The 16,820-nt window shown below is 54.7% G+C and carries 15 protein-coding genes and 1 tRNA gene; 6 read left to right on the forward strand and 10 right to left on the reverse strand.

Annotation, left to right across the window (positions count from 1 at the left end):
• Positions 1-57: 57 nt before the first annotated feature.
• Complete coding sequence (locus MT343_RS00440) at positions 58-1,200, forward strand: helix-turn-helix transcriptional regulator (protein WP_145467167.1); 1,143 nt, start codon at positions 58-60, stop codon at positions 1,198-1,200.
• Positions 1,201-1,262: 62 nt separating this feature from the next.
• Here MT343_RS00440 and MT343_RS00445 read toward each other — a convergent pair whose 3' ends face one another.
• The 4 genes from MT343_RS00445 to yrfG all read right to left on the reverse strand — a co-directional run bounded on the left by MT343_RS00445 (position 1,263) and on the right by yrfG (position 4,929).
• Positions 1,263-2,801, reverse strand: coding sequence for a phosphoenolpyruvate carboxykinase (locus MT343_RS00445; protein ID WP_145467165.1), 1,539 nt, complete (start codon positions 2,799-2,801; stop codon positions 1,263-1,265).
• 210 nt (positions 2,802-3,011) lie between these two features.
• A complete protein-coding gene (gene hslO, locus MT343_RS00450; RefSeq protein WP_145467163.1) occupies positions 3,012-3,869 on the reverse strand; it encodes an Hsp33 family molecular chaperone HslO in 858 nt (285 codons plus the stop codon).
• Between the two features lies 1 nt (position 3,870).
• Positions 3,871-4,269, reverse strand: a complete 399-nt coding sequence (gene hslR / locus MT343_RS00455) for a ribosome-associated heat shock protein Hsp15 (RefSeq protein WP_145467161.1) — start codon at positions 4,267-4,269, stop codon at positions 3,871-3,873.
• A 3-nt stretch (positions 4,270-4,272) separates the two neighbouring features.
• A complete protein-coding gene (gene yrfG, locus MT343_RS00460; protein WP_145467159.1) occupies positions 4,273-4,929 on the reverse strand; it encodes a GMP/IMP nucleotidase in 657 nt (218 codons plus the stop codon).
• Between the two features lie 44 nt (positions 4,930-4,973).
• Here yrfG and nudE point away from each other — a divergent pair, with 44 nt between their 5' ends.
• Positions 4,974-5,540 carry an ADP compounds hydrolase NudE gene (gene nudE, locus MT343_RS00465; RefSeq protein ID WP_145467157.1) on the forward strand — a complete coding sequence of 189 codons (567 nt, stop codon included), beginning with the start codon at positions 4,974-4,976 and terminating at the stop codon, positions 5,538-5,540.
• A gap of 7 nt (positions 5,541-5,547) precedes the next feature.
• On the opposite strand, the gene MT343_RS00470 is transcribed toward nudE, so the two are convergent.
• From MT343_RS00470 to MT343_RS00485, 4 genes are all read right to left on the reverse strand, one after another.
• A complete protein-coding gene (locus MT343_RS00470; RefSeq protein ID WP_186435806.1) occupies positions 5,548-7,992 on the reverse strand; it encodes a PAS domain-containing hybrid sensor histidine kinase/response regulator in 2,445 nt (814 codons plus the stop codon).
• Positions 7,993-8,035: 43 nt separating this feature from the next.
• Entirely contained in the window at positions 8,036-8,719 is a 684-nt protein-coding gene (locus tag MT343_RS00475; protein WP_145467153.1) for an LrgB family protein, read from the reverse strand.
• Positions 8,716-9,054: a CidA/LrgA family protein gene (locus tag MT343_RS00480; RefSeq protein WP_145467151.1), complete on the reverse strand. Its 339-nt coding sequence runs from the start codon at positions 9,052-9,054 to the stop codon at positions 8,716-8,718. The genes MT343_RS00475 and MT343_RS00480 overlap by 4 nt, the downstream gene beginning before the upstream one ends.
• 19 nt (positions 9,055-9,073) lie before the next feature.
• Positions 9,074-9,158, reverse strand: a tRNA-Leu gene (locus MT343_RS00485).
• Between the two features lie 115 nt (positions 9,159-9,273).
• Between MT343_RS00485 and MT343_RS00490 the strand changes: the two genes are divergently transcribed.
• From MT343_RS00490 to MT343_RS00505, 4 genes are all read left to right on the forward strand, one after another.
• Complete coding sequence (locus MT343_RS00490; protein ID WP_145467149.1) at positions 9,274-10,290, forward strand: AI-2E family transporter; 1,017 nt, start codon at positions 9,274-9,276, stop codon at positions 10,288-10,290.
• Positions 10,291-10,381: 91 nt separating this feature from the next.
• Positions 10,382-11,080, forward strand: a complete 699-nt coding sequence (locus tag MT343_RS00495) for a response regulator (protein WP_145467147.1) — start codon at positions 10,382-10,384, stop codon at positions 11,078-11,080.
• 27 nt (positions 11,081-11,107) lie between these two features.
• On the forward strand, positions 11,108-12,439 hold the full coding sequence (locus MT343_RS00500) for a HAMP domain-containing sensor histidine kinase (protein ID WP_145467145.1): 1,332 nt from the start codon (positions 11,108-11,110) through the stop codon (positions 12,437-12,439).
• A gap of 148 nt (positions 12,440-12,587) precedes the next feature.
• Positions 12,588-13,850, forward strand: a complete 1,263-nt coding sequence (locus MT343_RS00505; RefSeq protein ID WP_145467143.1) for a malic enzyme-like NAD(P)-binding protein — start codon at positions 12,588-12,590, stop codon at positions 13,848-13,850.
• A gap of 74 nt (positions 13,851-13,924) precedes the next feature.
• Here the strand turns inward: MT343_RS00505 and MT343_RS00510 are convergent, their stop codons facing one another.
• Entirely contained in the window at positions 13,925-14,755 is an 831-nt protein-coding gene (locus tag MT343_RS00510; RefSeq protein ID WP_145467140.1) for a substrate-binding periplasmic protein, read from the reverse strand.
• 90 nt (positions 14,756-14,845) lie between these two features.
• On the reverse strand, positions 14,846-16,657 hold the full coding sequence (typA, locus tag MT343_RS00515) for a translational GTPase TypA (protein ID WP_145467138.1): 1,812 nt from the start codon (positions 16,655-16,657) through the stop codon (positions 14,846-14,848).
• Positions 16,658-16,820 lie beyond the last annotated feature (163 nt).

Genomic DNA, 16,820 nt, shown 5'->3' on the forward strand with positions numbered 1-16,820 from the left:
CAGGGTTTAACCGGAATACGTTTGTTATCCGGTTAAACCCTGTTATCCGGAGTTGTTATGCAGGATGATTTGCTGGATTTTGTCGGGGATATTTATGAAGCCTCGTACAAACCCAGGCACTGGGAGGTGGTGATGGAAAAACTCTGCCTTTTGACACAGTCAAGATCCAGTGTGCTGATCATCGAGAATCAGAACTCCGGCAGCCGGAAGATCATCAGCATACATGGTATCAGCCGCATTCTTGCGCTTGCTTATAATGCCGGACTTGGGCGTTACGATAATACGTTTTCTCTTATCAAAACTCCGGTAAATGATGTCACAATATTGCCGGCAGAAGAGTTAAAAAATAATAGCCCTTCATATTATCAGTTTATTCTGAAGCCTGCGGATATCGGCCATATCTCCGCTGTCAATCTGCATAAAGACAATGAAATCCGTGTTGGACTGGCGGTACACCGTTCATTTAATGCGCCCGCATATACAGACAAAGAAATCAGGATCATGCGGCTTATTTCTCCGCATATCTGTCGCTCCGTTTTAATTCAGCGGGAATTAGGCAATGCCCGTAGCGAAGCTCACAGTCTGATGTCGCTGGTATCCAAAATGCCTATGGGCATGTTGCTGATCGATAAATACGGAGAGGTAAAATTCTGCAACTCGGTTGCCGAATTTGTTATCAGTAAGCACAAAGGACTGTCGCTGGTCGACAATAAACTGCAGGCTCATAACCGCGAGAATCAGAAGCAACTGGAGTTTGCTCTGCAGAATGTACTGGATGTTCTGCACAGCGAAACCGAGCAGGATAAACCAACCGTTACCACCGTTTCTTTTTCCCACCCGCAATTTTCGTTTCCACTGGTTCTGTTTATTTCTGCTGCGGAAGAATCTGGCAGACACCCGATGCATAGCGGAGAAGAGCGCTATGCGACGGTATATATCAGCGACCCCGGAGGGAAAATGAACATCTCCGCCGGACAGCTGGCAGAAATATTTGCTCTGACCAATGCTGAAGCTCAGGTGGCGTTATGTCTGGTGAACGGACTTAAGCTGGCAGATATTGCAGAACATAATGGTACTGCGCTGGAAACCGTACGCAGCCAGATGAAAGCGGTTTTTAACAAGCTTGGCGTCAACACGCAGCAGGATGTTATCCGGATTATTATTCAGACCATGATTCCGCTGAGTGGCAATCCGGAATAAGAAATGACAGCCATAAAAAACGGGAGCCGAAGCTCCCGTTTTTTATGGCCGCAAGGCAGGAATTAATCCAGCTGCGGGCCAGCAGCAACGATGGCGTCAGAGACATCGTACTTTTTGAAGTTTTCTACAAACTGGGCAGCCAGGTTGCGGGCAGCTTCATCGTACTTGTCGGCATCGGCCCAGGTGTTGCGTGGGTTCAGCAGTTTGCTGTCAACGCCTTCCAGAGTCTTAGGTACCAGCAGGTTGAACACAGGCACAGTCTCGGTTTCAACGCCGCGCAGTTTGCCGTTCTGGATCGCAGAGATCACAGCACGGGTAGTCGGGATGCTGAAACGCTCACCGCCGGCACCGTTAGCGCCGCCAGTCCAGCCGGTGTTAACCAGATAAACCTGAGAGTCGAATTCGGTAACGCGCTTGATCAGCAGTTCCGCGTATTCGCCAGCAGGACGCGGGAAGAATGGCGCGCCGAAGCAGGTAGAGAAAGTAGACTTCAGACCTTTGCTGCCGCCCATTTCGGTAGAACCAACCAGTGCGGTGTAACCGGACAGGAAGTGGTAAGCCGCCTGTTCTTTGGTCAGGATAGAAACAGGTGGCAGTACACCGGTCATATCACAGGTCAGGAAGATAACCGCTTTAGGTTCGCCGGCCATGTTTTCCAGAACGCGTTTTTCAACGTGCTCCAGTGGGTAGGCGCAACGGGTGTTTTCGGTTTTGGAAACGTCGGTGTAATCGGCAACACGGGTAACCGGGTCGATCACAACGTTTTCAACGATGGCGCCGAATTTGATGGCGTTCCAGATGATTGGCTCATTCTTCTGAGACAGATCGATGGTTTTCGCGTAGCAGCCGCCTTCGATGTTGAATACGGTGCCTTTGCCCCAGCCGTGTTCGTCGTCACCAATCAGGAAACGCTCAGGGTCAGCAGACAGGGTGGTCTTACCGGTACCGGACAGACCGAAGAACAGACAGGTGTCACCGTCATCGCCAACGTTGGCGGAGCAGTGCATTGGCAGCACGTCTTTTTCCGGCAGCAGGAAGTTCTGCACGCCGAACATGGCTTTCTTCATTTCACCGGCGTAACGCATACCCGCCAGCAGTACTTTGCGCTGGGCGAAGTTCAGGATAACCGCGCCGTCAGAGTTGGTGCCGTCACGCTCAGGAACACATTCGAAACCCGGTACGTTCAGGATCTGCCACTCTTCTTTGTCAGAAGGGTTGTAGGTTTCCGGACGGATAAACAGGTTACGGCCAAACAGGTTCTGCCAGGCAGTCTGGGTGGTCATTTTAACCGGCAGGTAATGCTGCGGATCAGAACCCACGTGTACGTGTGACACGAAGCTGTCGTGCTGGGCCAGATACTCTTCCACGCGTTCCCACAGAGCATCGAACTTGTCGGCGTCGAATGGGCGGTTGATGTTGCCCCAGTCGATGGCGTCTTTGCTGCTTGGCTCTTCGACGATGAAGCGGTCCATCGGAGAACGGCCGGTACGGATACCGGTTTCAACAACCAGTGCGCCGTTGTCCTGCAGCAGGCCTTCGCCACGCAGGATTGCTTGTTCTACCAGTAACGGTGTCGATAAATCGGTGTAAACAGTGGTCATATATCGGTGCCCAAACGGGTCCTCATAATTAGCGCACGGCTTGTGGCCATACTCTGATGTTCTCTATACCGCCCTGAGGGTACACGGGCGAACCCAAAGTTGAAGGCGCGTGATTATGCCAGAAAATTGGTTAAACGCTAAGCCCTGTCTTTTGAGGTGAAATGGCTGTCCCGAAAAGTCCCCTTATGAGGACTCGGGTTATCGCCACTTTTAATGTGGATTCCGTTCCGGAAACAGCTCTTCTACTTGTGGCCGGTCGAAGACGTAGCTCTGCTGGCAGAATTCGCAGGTGATATCGATCTTGCCGTTTTCTTCAATCATGCTGTTCAGCTCGTCGTACCCCATCTGGTGCAGGGCGTTGGCGATGCGCGGCTTGGAGCAGGTACAGAAGAAGCTCAGCTCAGACGCCGGGTAAATACGGGTCTGCTCTTCGTGGAACAGGCGGTGCAGTACGGTGGCGGCATCCAGTCCCAGCAGTTCGTCGTTACGGATGGTGGAAGCCAGGTGGCTGACTCTGTCCCAGGCATCGGTATCGGTGACCTGACCGGCGGGCGTCGGCATTTTCTGCAGCATCAGCGCGGCGGCGGTCTGACCGTCACAGGCCAGCCAGAAGTGGCTGCCCAGCTGTTCGGACTGGGTGAAGTACTCTTCCAGCGCCTGGGCGATATTGCCGCCATTTATGCTGACAATGCCCTGATAACGCTGGCCCTGTTCCGGCTCGATGGTGATCACCAGCTGACCATCGTCAAAGCGCAGTTCGCTGTCGCCGGCGCTCTCATCGTAACGGGCGATGGCGCGCAGCTGGCCTTTTTCGTTGGTTTCGGCCTGCAGTAAAGTGACGTTGCCCGGCAGGCGCATCTGCAGGGTCAGGCGTCCGGCAAATTTCAGGCTGGCGCTGAGCAGGGCAGTAGCGGCCATCAGCTCACCGACGGCAACGGCGATGCGCGGCGGATACTGATGACGGCGCAGCACTTCGCGGTAGCTGTCCTGCAGGTGGGTAATCTCACCGCGGATGTCGGTGTTGTCGAAGCTGAAACGCTGCAGCGTGTCGCGGCTGGTATTGCTCATGTCAGTAATCCTGATTGTGCTCAAAGCGGCGCATATCGCGGCGCTCTTTCTTGTTGGGTTTGTGGTCGGGCACCTGCATGGAGGCTTTCATAATGCGCCGCCGTTCGGCTTCATCCATGCGCTGTTTAATACTTTCCGGGGTTTCTTCGTATAACGACCGGGCTTCCGGTGCGCCGCGGCGCTGATCGGACAGCGCGGTGATCAGCACTTCTTTCTGGTCGAAGCCCTGACGGATGCTGAGGCGGGCGCCCAGCTCGGCGGTTTTGCTGACCTTGCAGCGCTGGCCGTCGACATGCACCTTGCCGCCTTCAATGGCGGCCTTGGCCAGTGCGCGGGTTTTAAAAAAACGCGCGGCCCAGAGCCATTTGTCGAGACGGATCTTTTCTTTGTTGTCAGTCATATCTTAAAAATCCAGCTCATCAAAATGATGAATGCCGGGGAAGCGGCTGTCGGTATTGGGTTCTTTCTGGCTGTCGGGATGGAAAATCGCCAGCAGGAAAGCGATGCCCCAGCGGGCGGCGGATTCTAGCACAGGCTGGCTGTCGTCGATCAGCAGGGTGCGGGCCGGATCGAAGCCTTCATCCCGGTGCAGGTGATCCCAAAATGCCTGACTTTCTTTCGGCTCGCGGTAATCGTGGGAGCTGATGACGCGGTCGACCAGCTGATCAAGGCCGGTACGCTCCATTTTCAGGTTTACGCTGTCACGGTGGGCGTTGGTGACTATCACGGTGCGTTTGCCCAATTGCTTAAGGCGGGCGAGGAAATCCTGTACGTGCGGGCGGAAACCGATCTTATGCTGCACATCGCGCTTCAGTTCGGCGATGGGCAGGCCAGTGAGTTCGGTCCAGTAATCAAGGCAATACCAGTCGAGGGTGCCGCGCAGGCCGACAAAACTTTTGTTCAGCTCGGCCAGGGCCTCTTCCTCGCTCAGGCCGTGCTGTTGGGCGTAGACCGCCGGCAGGTGGTCGAGCCAGAAATAATTGTCGAAATGCAGATCCAGCAGAGTGCCATCCATGTCCAGCAGCACGGTATCAATTTGTTGCCAGTTGGTCAGGCTCATAGGGTTATACTCGCAATCGGAATGTCTATTAAAACAGGGCTGTTATGCATAAAAAACCACAGATTTTGCAGCGTCATCTGGTGGCGCAGAGCCGTTTGTTCCGGGTGGAATCCTTCGATCTGCGCTTCAGTAACGGAGTTGAGCGGACCTATGAGCGTCTGATGCCCGGTGGAAGCGGCGCAGTGATGCTGGTCGCGCTGCTGGATAACGATACCATTGCCCTGATCCGGGAATATGGGGGCGGAATTGAAGATTACACCCTCACGTTGCCAAAAGGTGCGATTGATCTGGGCGAGAGTCTGCGCGAAGCCTGTAACCGCGAGCTGCAGGAAGAGATCGGTTATGGCGCGCGGGAGTTTATTCATCTGAAAAAACTCAGCCTGTCACCCAGCTATATGAGCGGCGGTATCGATGTGGTGGTGGCCCGCGATCTGTACGAATCGAAGCTCGAAGGCGACGAGCCGGAACCGCTGGAAATGGTGCCCTGGAAGCTGAACAATCTGCACGAACTGTACAGTCGCGAAGACTGCACCGAAGGCCGGGCGATCGCTGCGCTGGCGCTGGCGCAGGAATTTCTGGCCGGGCGTTTTGACGGTGAAGTGCTGACCTGAGCCTGCTTCAGGCCTGGGTTCTGGCGGGCAGGAAGTCGGCGATTACCTTGCCCAGGGTATCCAGCCTGATGGGCTTGCTGATAAAGCCGTTCATGCCGGCCGCCAGGCAACGCTCTTTATCTTCCAGCATGGCATTGGCGGTCAGGGCGATGATCGGGATATGGTTTTTATGGCTGCTGAGATCGCGGATGCGTTCGGTGGCGGTAATACCATCCATCACCGGCATGTTCACATCCATTAAAATCAGGTCGTAATCGTTGCTCAGTACTTCGGTAATGGCCTGCTCGCCATTGGATACCGTGGTATACATCAGGCCCAGCCGGCTCAGCATGCGTTCGGCAATTCTCTGGTTCACGCTGTTGTCTTCGGCCAGCAGCACACGGCCATGCAGGGTACGGTTCTGTTTTTCGGCCGGTTGTTTTTCTTTTTCCGGTGCGTGCCCTTCGTGCAACGGTAACTGCAGCACAAAGGTGCTGCCATGACCGATTTCTGAACTGAGTCCTATATCGCCATTCATCGCTTTCGCCAGGTGACGGCTGATGGTCAGTCCTAATCCGGTACCGCCATATTGACGGCTGGTGCTGGTATCAGCCTGTTTGAACGCGGAAAAAATCTGTTCGGTTTTGTCCTGTGCAATACCGATCCCGCTGTCGCGTACTTCGATATTCAGCAGATAGCGGAAGTCTTCCTGCTGTTGGCCGCTGACGCGGATTTCAATACGGCCTTTCTCGGTGAATTTCAGTGCATTGCTGAGCAGGTTGGTGATGATCTGGCGCACCCGTTTCGGGTCACCACGCCAGTTGGCGGGCAGACCTGAGTCATAGTAATACACCAGCGATAATCCCTTGCGCCGTACCGGTTCGTTAAACAGCTGATAGATGTCGGTGATCAGACGGTTCAGGTCAAAATCAATCTGTTCAATCTCCAGATTGCCGGACTCAATTTTCGACAGGTCGAGAATATCGTTAATGATGTCGAGCAGGGCGTGGGATGAGTTATGAATAATATCCAGATAGTGGCGCTGGTCTTCTGACAGCGACGAGTCGAGCAGCAGCTCGCTGGCACCAAGAATACCGTTCATTGGGGTACGGATTTCATGGCTCATATTGGCCAGGAAAATCGATTTACTGCGGTTGGCACTTTCTGCCTGCTCCAGCGCCTCGCGGATGCGTACGTTGGCGGTTTCCAGTGCCCGCTGGTTGGCCACCGCCTCGGTAATATCGAGGCCGGCCAGCAGTACTTCCTGATGTTCACCACTGTTGATGCGGGTCAGGCGCCAGCTGATGGTTGATTCCTTGCCGCTGGCAGAAACCAGCGGAAATTCCGAGGCCCGGCTGCTGGCGTGACTGCCCAGCAACTGTTGCCAGTCATGACTCAGGCGTGCGGCATGGGTTTTGGGCAGCAGATAACTCAGCGGCTGTTTGTACAGCTGCTTTTTGTCCATCTGCAGCAGATCCTGTACCGGCTGGTTGATGCGCTGAATATTGCCCTGCTGGTCGCACACCAGCAGCAGCGTCTGCATTGAATCAAAATAAGCCCGTACCCGCTGTTGCTCGGCACGCAGCTTTTCTTCCATATGATGGCGTTTACTGATGTCGTCGCCGGTCAGCAATATGTAGTCGCGCCCGTTGAGGTGCCATGGCTGGGCATGCAGTGCCCAGCGTCCATGGTCGCCATGGCGGTCAATCAGGGTGCACTCAAAGTCGACCAGCGTCCGGCTTTCCAGCGCCTGCTGCAGGTAACGGGCAATCTGTGGCTGTTCTTCCTCGGGCTGAATTGCCGATAAGCGCTGATCGTGATCATCGGCAAACAACTCAATAAAACGCGGGTTGGCATCAAGAATCAGCTGTTGGGCACTGAGACGCACCGCAATGCCACTCATATGTTCCCAGCTGAGGCTGTGCTGCAGACTCTGGCGGTCGAGCTGGTCACGCAATGGCCGGACCAGATGATGGAAACCAGCAAACAGAATAATGATAACGGCCAGATCGGTCAGTGCCGCACCAACCCAGCCCTGCAGATAATGCTGGCGCAGCTGAGACAGTGACTTGCTGACAACCAGACCCTGACCGGGCTGTAGCGGCTGGAGGTACTGCAGATAGGTGTACTGCTCGTCATGCATCCGTTGCAGGCCACTGATGCCTTGCGCGGCTTTGGTTACGGCGTCGTTGCTGATTCCGGGTTGTGGTGGCAGGCGGATGCTGAGTTTATTGTCATGCAATACGCCGGTCTGCACCGCCAGCCCCTGGCTGCGCAGGTAACCCAGTTCGGCTGCGCCTGGCAGGCTGTCGGAGTTGAGTTTCCATTGTTGCAGGAACCTGCCGGCCAGACGCTCTAACTCATCCTGCTGGTGTTTTACTTCGTGCAGATACAGCAGGAGGCTGGTAACAACTGTGATCATCAGCGTTGACGCCAGCGCGAGCATCCAGAGGTATTTTATGTGGCGGCCCATAGTGCGTCCTTTGCCGAAGTCCCTTAACAATAGATGCTTGTGGTCAGACAATCCAAGGCAATACCAGTGCATGCAGGGTGGCGGTCAGGGTCATGGCCATTGCCGCATAGGCCGATTGCTGTGGTCCTAATTCCAATGCACGACTGGTGCCAATGGCATGGGCGCAGATGCCCAGTGTCAGTCCAACGGCCTGCGGGTCATCCATGCGCAGCAGTTTTAACAGGGACGGAATCATCAGAGCCCCGAGAATTCCGGTGATGATGACAAAGGCTGAGGCCAGAGCGTTGATGCCGCCGACCTGTTCGCTGATGGCCAGTGCCACCGGAGTGGTAATGGATTTTGTGTAGATCGTGCGGGTGATGGCGTCATCACCAATCCAGAAGTGCGCCAGCAACACTGCACAGGCTACGGTTGTGCCGCTGCCCAGAGTTACCGCCAGAACAATGCGCAGCCATTGTTTACGCATGGTATGAATAAACTGATACAGCGGCACCGCCAGCATGACCACCACAGGCCCCAGCATCTGGTTCAGGTAATCACCGCCCCGCATATAGGTCTGATAAGAAACACCGCTTAACTCCAGACAGGTCACGACCAGTACAACGCCGGTCAGAATCGGTGGAATAAAGGCGTTGTTACCCAGGCGGCGGTAGAGTTGCTGGCCGGCAAGAAAAGACGCAATGGTAAGCGCGGCCCAGAATAACGGCAGACTGAACAGATGTGTCATGAGCCTGATTTACCTCCCTTGCGCATAATCAGCGCACTGACCAGGGCGCCGGGAATCAGGCTGAGCGCAAGAATAACCAGCAGGGCGGGACCATGTTCGGCGAGCAGTTGCTTTTGGGTAATGATGCCAACACTGACCGGAATCAGGAATAAAGGCAGCAGGGGCGACAGCGTCTGGGTGATGCGCTGCAGATTATCCGGCGTTTTGCCGCGCAATATCAGCGCCAGCAGTAACAGCAGCATACCAACAATGGATGCCGGAACAGGAAGATGCAGCAGTGTTTGTAACAGAGAACCCAGCAGCAGAAAGATCAGCAGGGTAAGGAGGCCGGACATACGTCTGCTCCTGAAAAGTTGGTGCGGAAGGAGAGACTCGAACTCTCACGCCGTGAAGCGCTGGAACCTAAATCCAGTGTGTCTACCAATTTCACCACTTCCGCGATTCAGGGCGCGGATATTATACAACTCGGATGCACTTGCCAAGAGGCCGGAGCCGCTGGCCCTGAAGGGGGGCGCTCGTGTATGGTGCCTTTTTTTGCATAACAGGGAATGGCTATGCCTTCAGATAATCGTTTGGCCAGTAATATTCTGCTGAGTGCGGCCGCGGTCGTGATCGTGATTGCAGGTATTAAAAGTGCCGCTGCCATGCTGGTACCTTTTTTACTGGCGGTATTTATTGCCATCCTCAGTGCGCCACTGCTGCGCTGGCTGACTAATCACCGAGTCCCCGGGGTTGTGGCGGTGTTGTTGCTGGTTATAGGTTTCCTGTTGCTTGGCACCGTACTGGCTTCTTTTGTCGGCGGTACACTGACGGCATTTTATAAAGATATGCCGCTGTACGAGCAGAAACTGCAGGCGCTGACCAGTCATGGCGTGACCTGGTTGCGCAGCCTTGGCGTGGAAGTGGCTGATAATGTGATCCGCGAATATGTAAATCCCGGCGTAGTGATGAGAACCGTTGCCTCTGTGTTTAATGGCCTGGGCGGCGTGCTGACCAACACTTTCCTGATTCTGTTCACGGTGATCTTTATTCTGCTGGAGGCCTCCAGCTTTCCGGCCAAGGTCAAACGCGCCTTCGGGGAAGAAACCCAGGCCTTTGCCCACTTTGAGCGTTTCTCTGAATCGGTGCAGCAATACCTGATGATTAAAACCGTGGTCAGTTTTGGTACCGGCCTGACTGTTGGTCTGCTGCTGGCGCTGATCGGTGTTGATTACTGGGCACTGTGGGCGCTGGTTGCTTTCCTGCTCAACTACATACCTAACATCGGTTCTATTATTGCGGCCGTTCCGGCGGTGCTGATTGCCTTAATTCAGATTGGCCCAGGAGCCGCGTTGCTCACCGCCGGGGTTTATGTGCTGGTCAATACGTTGTTCGGTAATGTGGTTGAACCACGCCTGATGGGACGCTCGCTGGGGCTGTCGACGCTGGTGGTTTTTCTGTCGTTGGTGTTCTGGGGCTGGATTCTCGGGCCGGTGGGAATGCTGCTGTCGATCCCTCTGACCATGGTGGTTAAGATCGCGCTGGAAACCCGGCCGCAGTCGCGCTGGATCGCCACCTTGCTTGATCACTGATCTGTTCAGGGCGCGGTATGAGCAAAGAAGGGTAAAAACACTGCCGGCCACGGGGCTGGCAGCGCTAGACTGGGCGCAACGGAGGATGGTGATGAAATCGATTCTGCTGGTTGATGATGATTACGAACTGGGCGAACTGTTGCAGGAATACCTGTCGATGGAAGGTTTCGCCCTGACCGCTGTGCAGGACGGTGAAACCGGTCTGCAGCGGGCACTGAGCGGCGATTATGATCTGGTGCTGCTGGATGTGATGCTGCCGAAAATGAACGGCTTTGAAGTGCTGAAAAAACTGCGTACCGAGTCTTCCCTGCCGGTAATTATGCTGACCGCCCGTGGCGAAAGCGTGGACCGGGTACTGGGTCTTGAGCATGGCGCCGATGATTATATTCCCAAGCCTTATCACCACCATGAACTGGTGGCGCGGATTAAGGCTCTTTTCCGCCGTATTGATCTGTCGGCTGAGCAGCCTGGCAAAGGCGCGGTCACCACGCTGAATGTGGGTGAGCTGCAGCTCAATACCACGCGCCGGGTAGTGACTCTGGATGGTGTCGAACTGGCCCTGACCGGTGCCGAATTCGGCGTACTGCATTGCATGATGGAGCACGTTGGTGAGCTGGTGGATAAAGATACGCTGTCGCTGGCGGCGCTGGGTCGTCCGCTGATGGCCTACGATCGCTCTATCGATATGCACGTCAGCAACCTGCGCAAGAAACTGGGCCGCCGCAGCGATGATTCTGACTGGATCAAAACGGTGCGTTCGCGCGGCTATATGCTGGTCAGCCCGGAATAAACTCTCCCCTTTACCACAGGCCTGTGCATGCGCTGGTATCGCTCGCTGTTTTTCAAAATTTTCCTCTGGTTCTGGGGGGTGATCTTCCTTTCCATGTGGGCAGCGGTGCTGACCAACGAATGGATTGAAGACGATTATTTCCGCCCGGCTACTCAGCCTGAAGCCATGCACTTGGTGCATCTGATGGACCGTGAACGGCCGATTGTGGCTGAAGGCCGCAAGCTGTGGCGCAAAATGCGCCCGGGCTGGAATCTGGTGGCGGTGCCGGTGGATATGATCAGTCAGTTGCCCCACGATCTGGAAGAATTTGCCGATGAGGCGGATGAAACTGACCAGATTCTGTGGGGGCAGAATGACGGCTGGCTGATGATCGGGCCGTTGCAGCGTCAGGGTTATCTCTATATCGCCGTTGCCCGTAAAGAATGGCAGAGCGTGCTGAATAACGAAGACCGCTGGCTGGTACCGCTGGCGATTGTGGTGGTGGTTACGCTGCTGTGCTTTGTGCTGGTGTGGAGCCTGACGCGGCCAATCCGTCGGCTGCAGCGCACCGTACGCCAGCTGGCACAGGGTAATTTTGATGTCTCCGGTCTGCGCCGTGATCTGCACCGGCATGATGAAATCGGCATGCTGGCCAGCGAAGTGGTGGATATGGCCGATGCACTGCAGCGTTTATTGCACAGTCATCAGCAGTTACTGCGTGATGTGTCGCACGAGTTACGTTCGCCATTAACCCGCCTGCAGATTGCCCTTGGTATTGCCCGCAAAAAAGATCAGCACCAGATTCTGGCAGCGGAGCATGACCGGATAGAACGCGCCGTCGGACAGGTCGATGGACTGGTCGGACAGATTCTTGATCTGGCCCGGCTGCAGCAGACCGACAGCCAGCAGTTGCAGACCGGCCGCCTGGATCTGGGCAGTCAGCTGCAGATCTGGCTGCAGAATGCAGACGTTGAGATCGAAGAAAAACACCTGCAACTGATGGTCAAAGGGCCGGCCGCTTCCCTGACATGTGACTGGGACTGGATGCTGGTCGAGCGGGCTTTTGACAACCTGTTGCGTAATGCCATCCGTTTTGCGCCGCAGGGCTCAGAGCTGTCTGTCGGTGTAACAATCCGTGCTGAGTATGCGGAATTGTGGGTGCAGGATCAGGGGCCGGGCGTACCTGAAGAAGAACTTCTGCGGATTTTCGATCCTTTTACCCAGGTCGATTCGGCCCGCGATCATGCAGCCGGTGGTTATGGCATCGGGCTGGCGCTGGTGAAGCGCATTGTTGAACTGCATGATGGCAGCGTTCGCGCCGAAAATTGTTCCCCCGGTTTGCGTGTGATCATGCAGCTGCCTGTGCAGCCACAAACCTGATCTGGCTCAGTTAAAAAAGAGGGAAGCGCCGGATTAGCTGGAAAAAGCAATAGGTTTTTGGTAGAAAGTACGACCCTTATGCCCCCTGTGTTCTGGACGATGTGGCACAGCTGGCTTTTAAATACAGTGAAGAGACTGGACAAGTACTATGTCACAAGATTTCAAGCAAGCAGCTCTGGATTACCATCAGTTCCCTAAGCCAGGCAAAATCAGTGTCGAACTGACCAAGCCTGCGCAGACTTCACAGGATCTGTCTCTGGCCTACAGCCCTGGTGTGGCAGAGCCGGTCAAGGAGATCGCTGCTGATCCTGAAAACGCCTATAAGTACACCGGTAAAGGTAACCTGGTTGCGGTTATCACTGATGGTACTGCGATTCTGGGTCTGGGTGATCTGGGCCCTCTGGCTTCCAAGCCGGTTATGGAAGGTAAGAGCCTGCTGTTCAAGCGCTTTGCCGGCGTAGACTCCATCGACATCGAAGTTGAGTCTGAAAGCCCGCAGGCCTTTATTGACACCGTTCGCCGTATTGCTATTACTTTCGGTGGTATCAACCTGGAAGACATCAAAGCACCTGAGTGTTTTGAGATCGAACGCACCCTGATCGAACAGTGCGACATCCCGGTATTCCACGATGACCAGCATGGTACTGCGATCGTAACCGTTGCCGGTGCTCTGAACGCTCTGGAAATCGTTGGCAAGAAAGTCGAAGACGCCAAAATGTGCGTACTGGGTGCCGGCGCAGCTGCAATCTCCTGCACCAAGCTGCTGATCCTGGCAGGCATGAAGCCAGAAAACATCTTTATGTGTGACCGTAATGGTGTGATCCACTCCGGTCGTACCGATCTGAATCAGTACAAGCAGGCATTCGCTGTTGAGACTGACAAGCGCACCGTTGATGATGCCCTGAATGGCGCTGATATCTTCCTGGGTCTGTCAGGTCCTAACATGGTGACCGGCGAACAGATCAAAGCAATGGCAGAAAACCCAATCATCTTCGCCTGTGCTAACCCGGTTCCGGAAATCATGCCGGAAATCGTTAAGGAAGTTCGTCCTGATGCCATCATGGCAACCGGTCGTTCCGACTACCCTAACCAGGTAAACAACGTACTGGGCTTCCCATTCATCTTCCGTGGTGCTCTGGACGTACGCGCCAAGCGCATCAACGAAGAGATGAAGCTGGCTGCAGCCAAAGCTCTGGCTGGTCTGGCGAAAGAACCTGTAACTCAGGAAGTTCTGGATGCTTACGGTCTGGAGTCTCTGGAGTTTGGTCGTGAGTACATCATTCCTAAAGCCGTTGATACCCGTCTGCTGGGTGCTGTATCGGCTGCGGTTGCTCAGGCTGCGGTTGATACCGGTGTGGCACGTAAGCCATTCCCGGCTAACTACCCGCTGAAAACTCTGGCTGATATCTGATTGATCAGACCATAGTAAAAAACCCGGCTATGCCGGGTTTTTTTATGCCTGTCGTTTACGCCAATGCCGCAGTGTCAGCGAATCAGGTAGTCAGCCAGCAGGCGCTCGTAGCTCTGCAGGATTTTATCCTGCTCGCCGCTGTCGATCAGAATATCCATGCCGATATCAAAGGCATCACGCAGTTGTTTGCTGTGGAAGGCGGCGTAGTAGTAGGTCGGGGTAAATAGATCGTGGTACTGGTACGGTTGCTGGTAGACCGGGTTGTTCGGATAGTTGCGACGTAACTGACTGAGGTAATAACGGAAGATCGTCTGCTCGAGAATGATCACATCAGTCTCGCCATTAAACAGTGCCTCAACCTGTTTCTGCTGTTCGGCCAGTTCCCTATAAGCCGGACTGCGTGCAGCTTCTGCGGCAAAATTATCGGGCAGCAGCTGACTGGCCAGGTTAAAAGCGGTGATGCTGTAATTGCCCAGACTGCTGACATCGGTCAGGGATACCTTACGACTGCTCAGGCTGATGGCAATGTTATGGAATACGATCAGTGGCTGGCGGGAAAATAACGCGTTCGGCGACGCGGTTACGCTGGTGATGCAGGCAATATCCAGTTCGCCTTTATTAAAAGCGATAACGTTATTGGTGTTGTTGTCATAGCGTACGTCGATGGTTTTATTCTGCGTTTGCAGTGCCCGGCGCAGGATATCGAGCACAATGCCGCGGTCATTCTGACGGATCACATAAGGTGGGATCGAATTACCACAACCAACGCGTACCGAATCGGCACTCTGTGCACTGGCACTGAGCGGTGTCAGCAAACCGAGGGTAAGTACAGGCAGGCAGTGGGCAAATAAACGCAGAAATAACGGCATACAACGGTGAATCCAGTCCGGCAACAGACTCAGCATAACCGGATTTATACGATTTGCACGTGGTGCCTGAGGATAAAACTGAAGGGAGGGGATGCCGGCTCTGGAGCAGAGCCGGCGGAACGGGCATCAGCCTTTTTTGGCGCGCTTACGTTCGTTTTCGGTCAGGAACTTCTTACGCAGACGGATGCTGGTTGGAGTTACTTCCACCAGTTCGTCGTCTTCGATAAATTCCAGAGCCTGTTCCAGCGTGTGTTTAACCGGCGGTGTCAGGTTGATGGCTTCATCGGTACCTGATGCACGCACGTTGGTCAGCTGCTTGGCTTTGGTAGGGTTAACCACCAGGTCGTTATCGCGGCTGTGCAGACCAACGATCATGCCTTCGTACACTTCCAGACCCGGAGCAACGAACAGACGACCACGTTCCTGCAGGGTAAACAGGGCATAGCCCAGAATCTTACCCGGAACCATGGACACCAGTACGCCGTTGTGACGGGTAGAGGTCAGGCCGGTCTGCACCGGACCGTAATGGTCGAAGATGTTGGTCAGGATGCCGGAACCGGAAGTCATGGTCATAAACAGACCACGGAAACCGATCAGGCCACGGGCTGGCATGATGAACTCAAGACGCACACGGCCTTTGCCATCCGGCACCATGTTGGTCATCTCGGCGCGACGGTTGCCCATCTCTTCCATGATGGAACCTTGGTGCTCTTCCTCGATGTCGATCACAACCTGCTCGTAAGGCTCCTGGATCTCACCGTCGATTTCTTTCTGCACAACTTCCGGCTTGGAGATACCCATCTCGAAGCCTTCGCGGCGCATGGTTTCAATCAGAACGGACAGGTGCAGTTCACCACGGCCGGATACTTTGAATTTTTCCGGAGTGTCGCCTGGCTCAACACGCAGAGCCACGTTGTGAATCAGTTCTTTTTCCAGACGGTCTTTGATATTACGGCTGGTTACGAACTTACCTTCACGGCCGGCAAACGGAGAATCGTTTACCTGGAAGGTCATGGATACGGTTGGCTCATCAACAGACAGCTGAGGTAAGGCTTCTACTTTAGAAGGATCACACAGAGTGTCGGAAATGCTCAGACCGTCGATACCGGAAATACAAACGATGTCACCGGCATTGGCTTCAGGGACAGCAACACGCTGCAGACCATGGAAACCTTTAACTTCCAGCACACGACCCTTACGGGTTTTGCCTTCGGCAGACACGATCTGTACATCGGTACCTGGCTTCAGTTTACCGCGGGCGATACGGCCAACACCGATAACGCCAACATAGCTGTCGTAATCCAGAGCGGAGATCTGCATCTGGAACGGGCCGTCAAGATCAACCGGTGGCGGGGTTACGTGGTCAACGATCATCTGGAACAGGGGTGACATGTCGTCAGCCATGTTGTCAGGATCCAGACCGGCGATACCGTTCAGGGCAGAGGCATATACAACAGGGAAGTCGAGCTGTTCTTCGGTTGCACCGAGACGGTCGAACAGGTCGAACATTTCGTCCATGACCCAGTCCGGACGCGCACCCGGGCGGTCGATTTTGTTGATCACCACGATCGGGCGCAGGCCACGTTCGAAGGCTTTCTGGGTAACGAAGCGGGTCTGTGGCATCGGACCGTCAACGGCGTCTACCAGCAGGCAGACGGAGTCAACCATCGACATAACCCGTTCCACTTCACCACCGAAGTCGGCGTGTCCTGGGGTGTCAACGATGTTGATGCGGTAGTCGTTCCATTTAATAGCGGTATTCTTCGCCAGAATGGTAATACCACGCTCTTTTTCCTGGTCGTTGGAGTCCATGACCCGCTCGCCGCCCTGATCTTTGCGGTCCAGGGTGCCGGACTGCTCGAGCAGTTTGTCGACCAGGGTAGTTTTGCCATGGTCAACGTGCGCGATGATGGCGATGTTTCTGAGGTTGTCGATCACAAGAATGGCCTTGGTGAAAGTTTGTACAAAAAATGAGGCGCGATTATACCTGAAACGGGTCGTCAGCGTGACATCAATTTCGCCACTGCAAGCATATTCTGCGGACATTTCTGCCGGCATTAATCAGGGGATAAATGAAAGCGCTGTTTTTGTGCCGAATCCC

The sequence above is a fragment of the Venatorbacter sp. C2-1 genome (assembly GCF_022832715.1).
Classification (GTDB): Bacteria; Pseudomonadota; Gammaproteobacteria; order Pseudomonadales; family Oceanobacteraceae; genus Venatoribacter; species Venatoribacter alkanivorans.

Excerpts from the sequence above, each read along its gene's own strand:
- MT343_RS00490 (WP_145467149.1), top strand. The coding sequence starts at position 9,274 with ATGCCTTCAGATAATCGTTTGGCCAGTAATATTCTGCTGAGTGCGGCC.
- MT343_RS00495 (WP_145467147.1), top strand. The coding sequence starts at position 10,382 with ATGAAATCGATTCTGCTGGTTGATGATGATTACGAACTGGGCGAACTG.
- hslR (WP_145467161.1), bottom strand. The coding sequence starts at position 4,269 with ATGACTGACAACAAAGAAAAGATCCGTCTCGACAAATGGCTCTGGGCC.
- MT343_RS00440 (WP_145467167.1), top strand. The coding sequence starts at position 58 with ATGCAGGATGATTTGCTGGATTTTGTCGGGGATATTTATGAAGCCTCG.
- MT343_RS00445 (WP_145467165.1), bottom strand. The coding sequence starts at position 2,801 with ATGACCACTGTTTACACCGATTTATCGACACCGTTACTGGTAGAACAA.
- MT343_RS00500 (WP_145467145.1), top strand. The coding sequence starts at position 11,108 with ATGCGCTGGTATCGCTCGCTGTTTTTCAAAATTTTCCTCTGGTTCTGG.
- nudE (WP_145467157.1), top strand. The coding sequence starts at position 4,974 with ATGCATAAAAAACCACAGATTTTGCAGCGTCATCTGGTGGCGCAGAGC.
- MT343_RS00470 (WP_186435806.1), bottom strand. The coding sequence starts at position 7,992 with ATGGGCCGCCACATAAAATACCTCTGGATGCTCGCGCTGGCGTCAACG.
- MT343_RS00475 (WP_145467153.1), bottom strand. The coding sequence starts at position 8,719 with ATGACACATCTGTTCAGTCTGCCGTTATTCTGGGCCGCGCTTACCATT.
- MT343_RS00480 (WP_145467151.1), bottom strand. The coding sequence starts at position 9,054 with ATGTCCGGCCTCCTTACCCTGCTGATCTTTCTGCTGCTGGGTTCTCTG.
- yrfG (WP_145467159.1), bottom strand. The coding sequence starts at position 4,929 with ATGAGCCTGACCAACTGGCAACAAATTGATACCGTGCTGCTGGACATG.
- MT343_RS00505 (WP_145467143.1), top strand. The coding sequence starts at position 12,588 with ATGTCACAAGATTTCAAGCAAGCAGCTCTGGATTACCATCAGTTCCCT.
- MT343_RS00510 (WP_145467140.1), bottom strand. The coding sequence starts at position 14,755 with ATGCTGAGTCTGTTGCCGGACTGGATTCACCGTTGTATGCCGTTATTT.
- hslO (WP_145467163.1), bottom strand. The coding sequence starts at position 3,869 with ATGAGCAATACCAGCCGCGACACGCTGCAGCGTTTCAGCTTCGACAAC.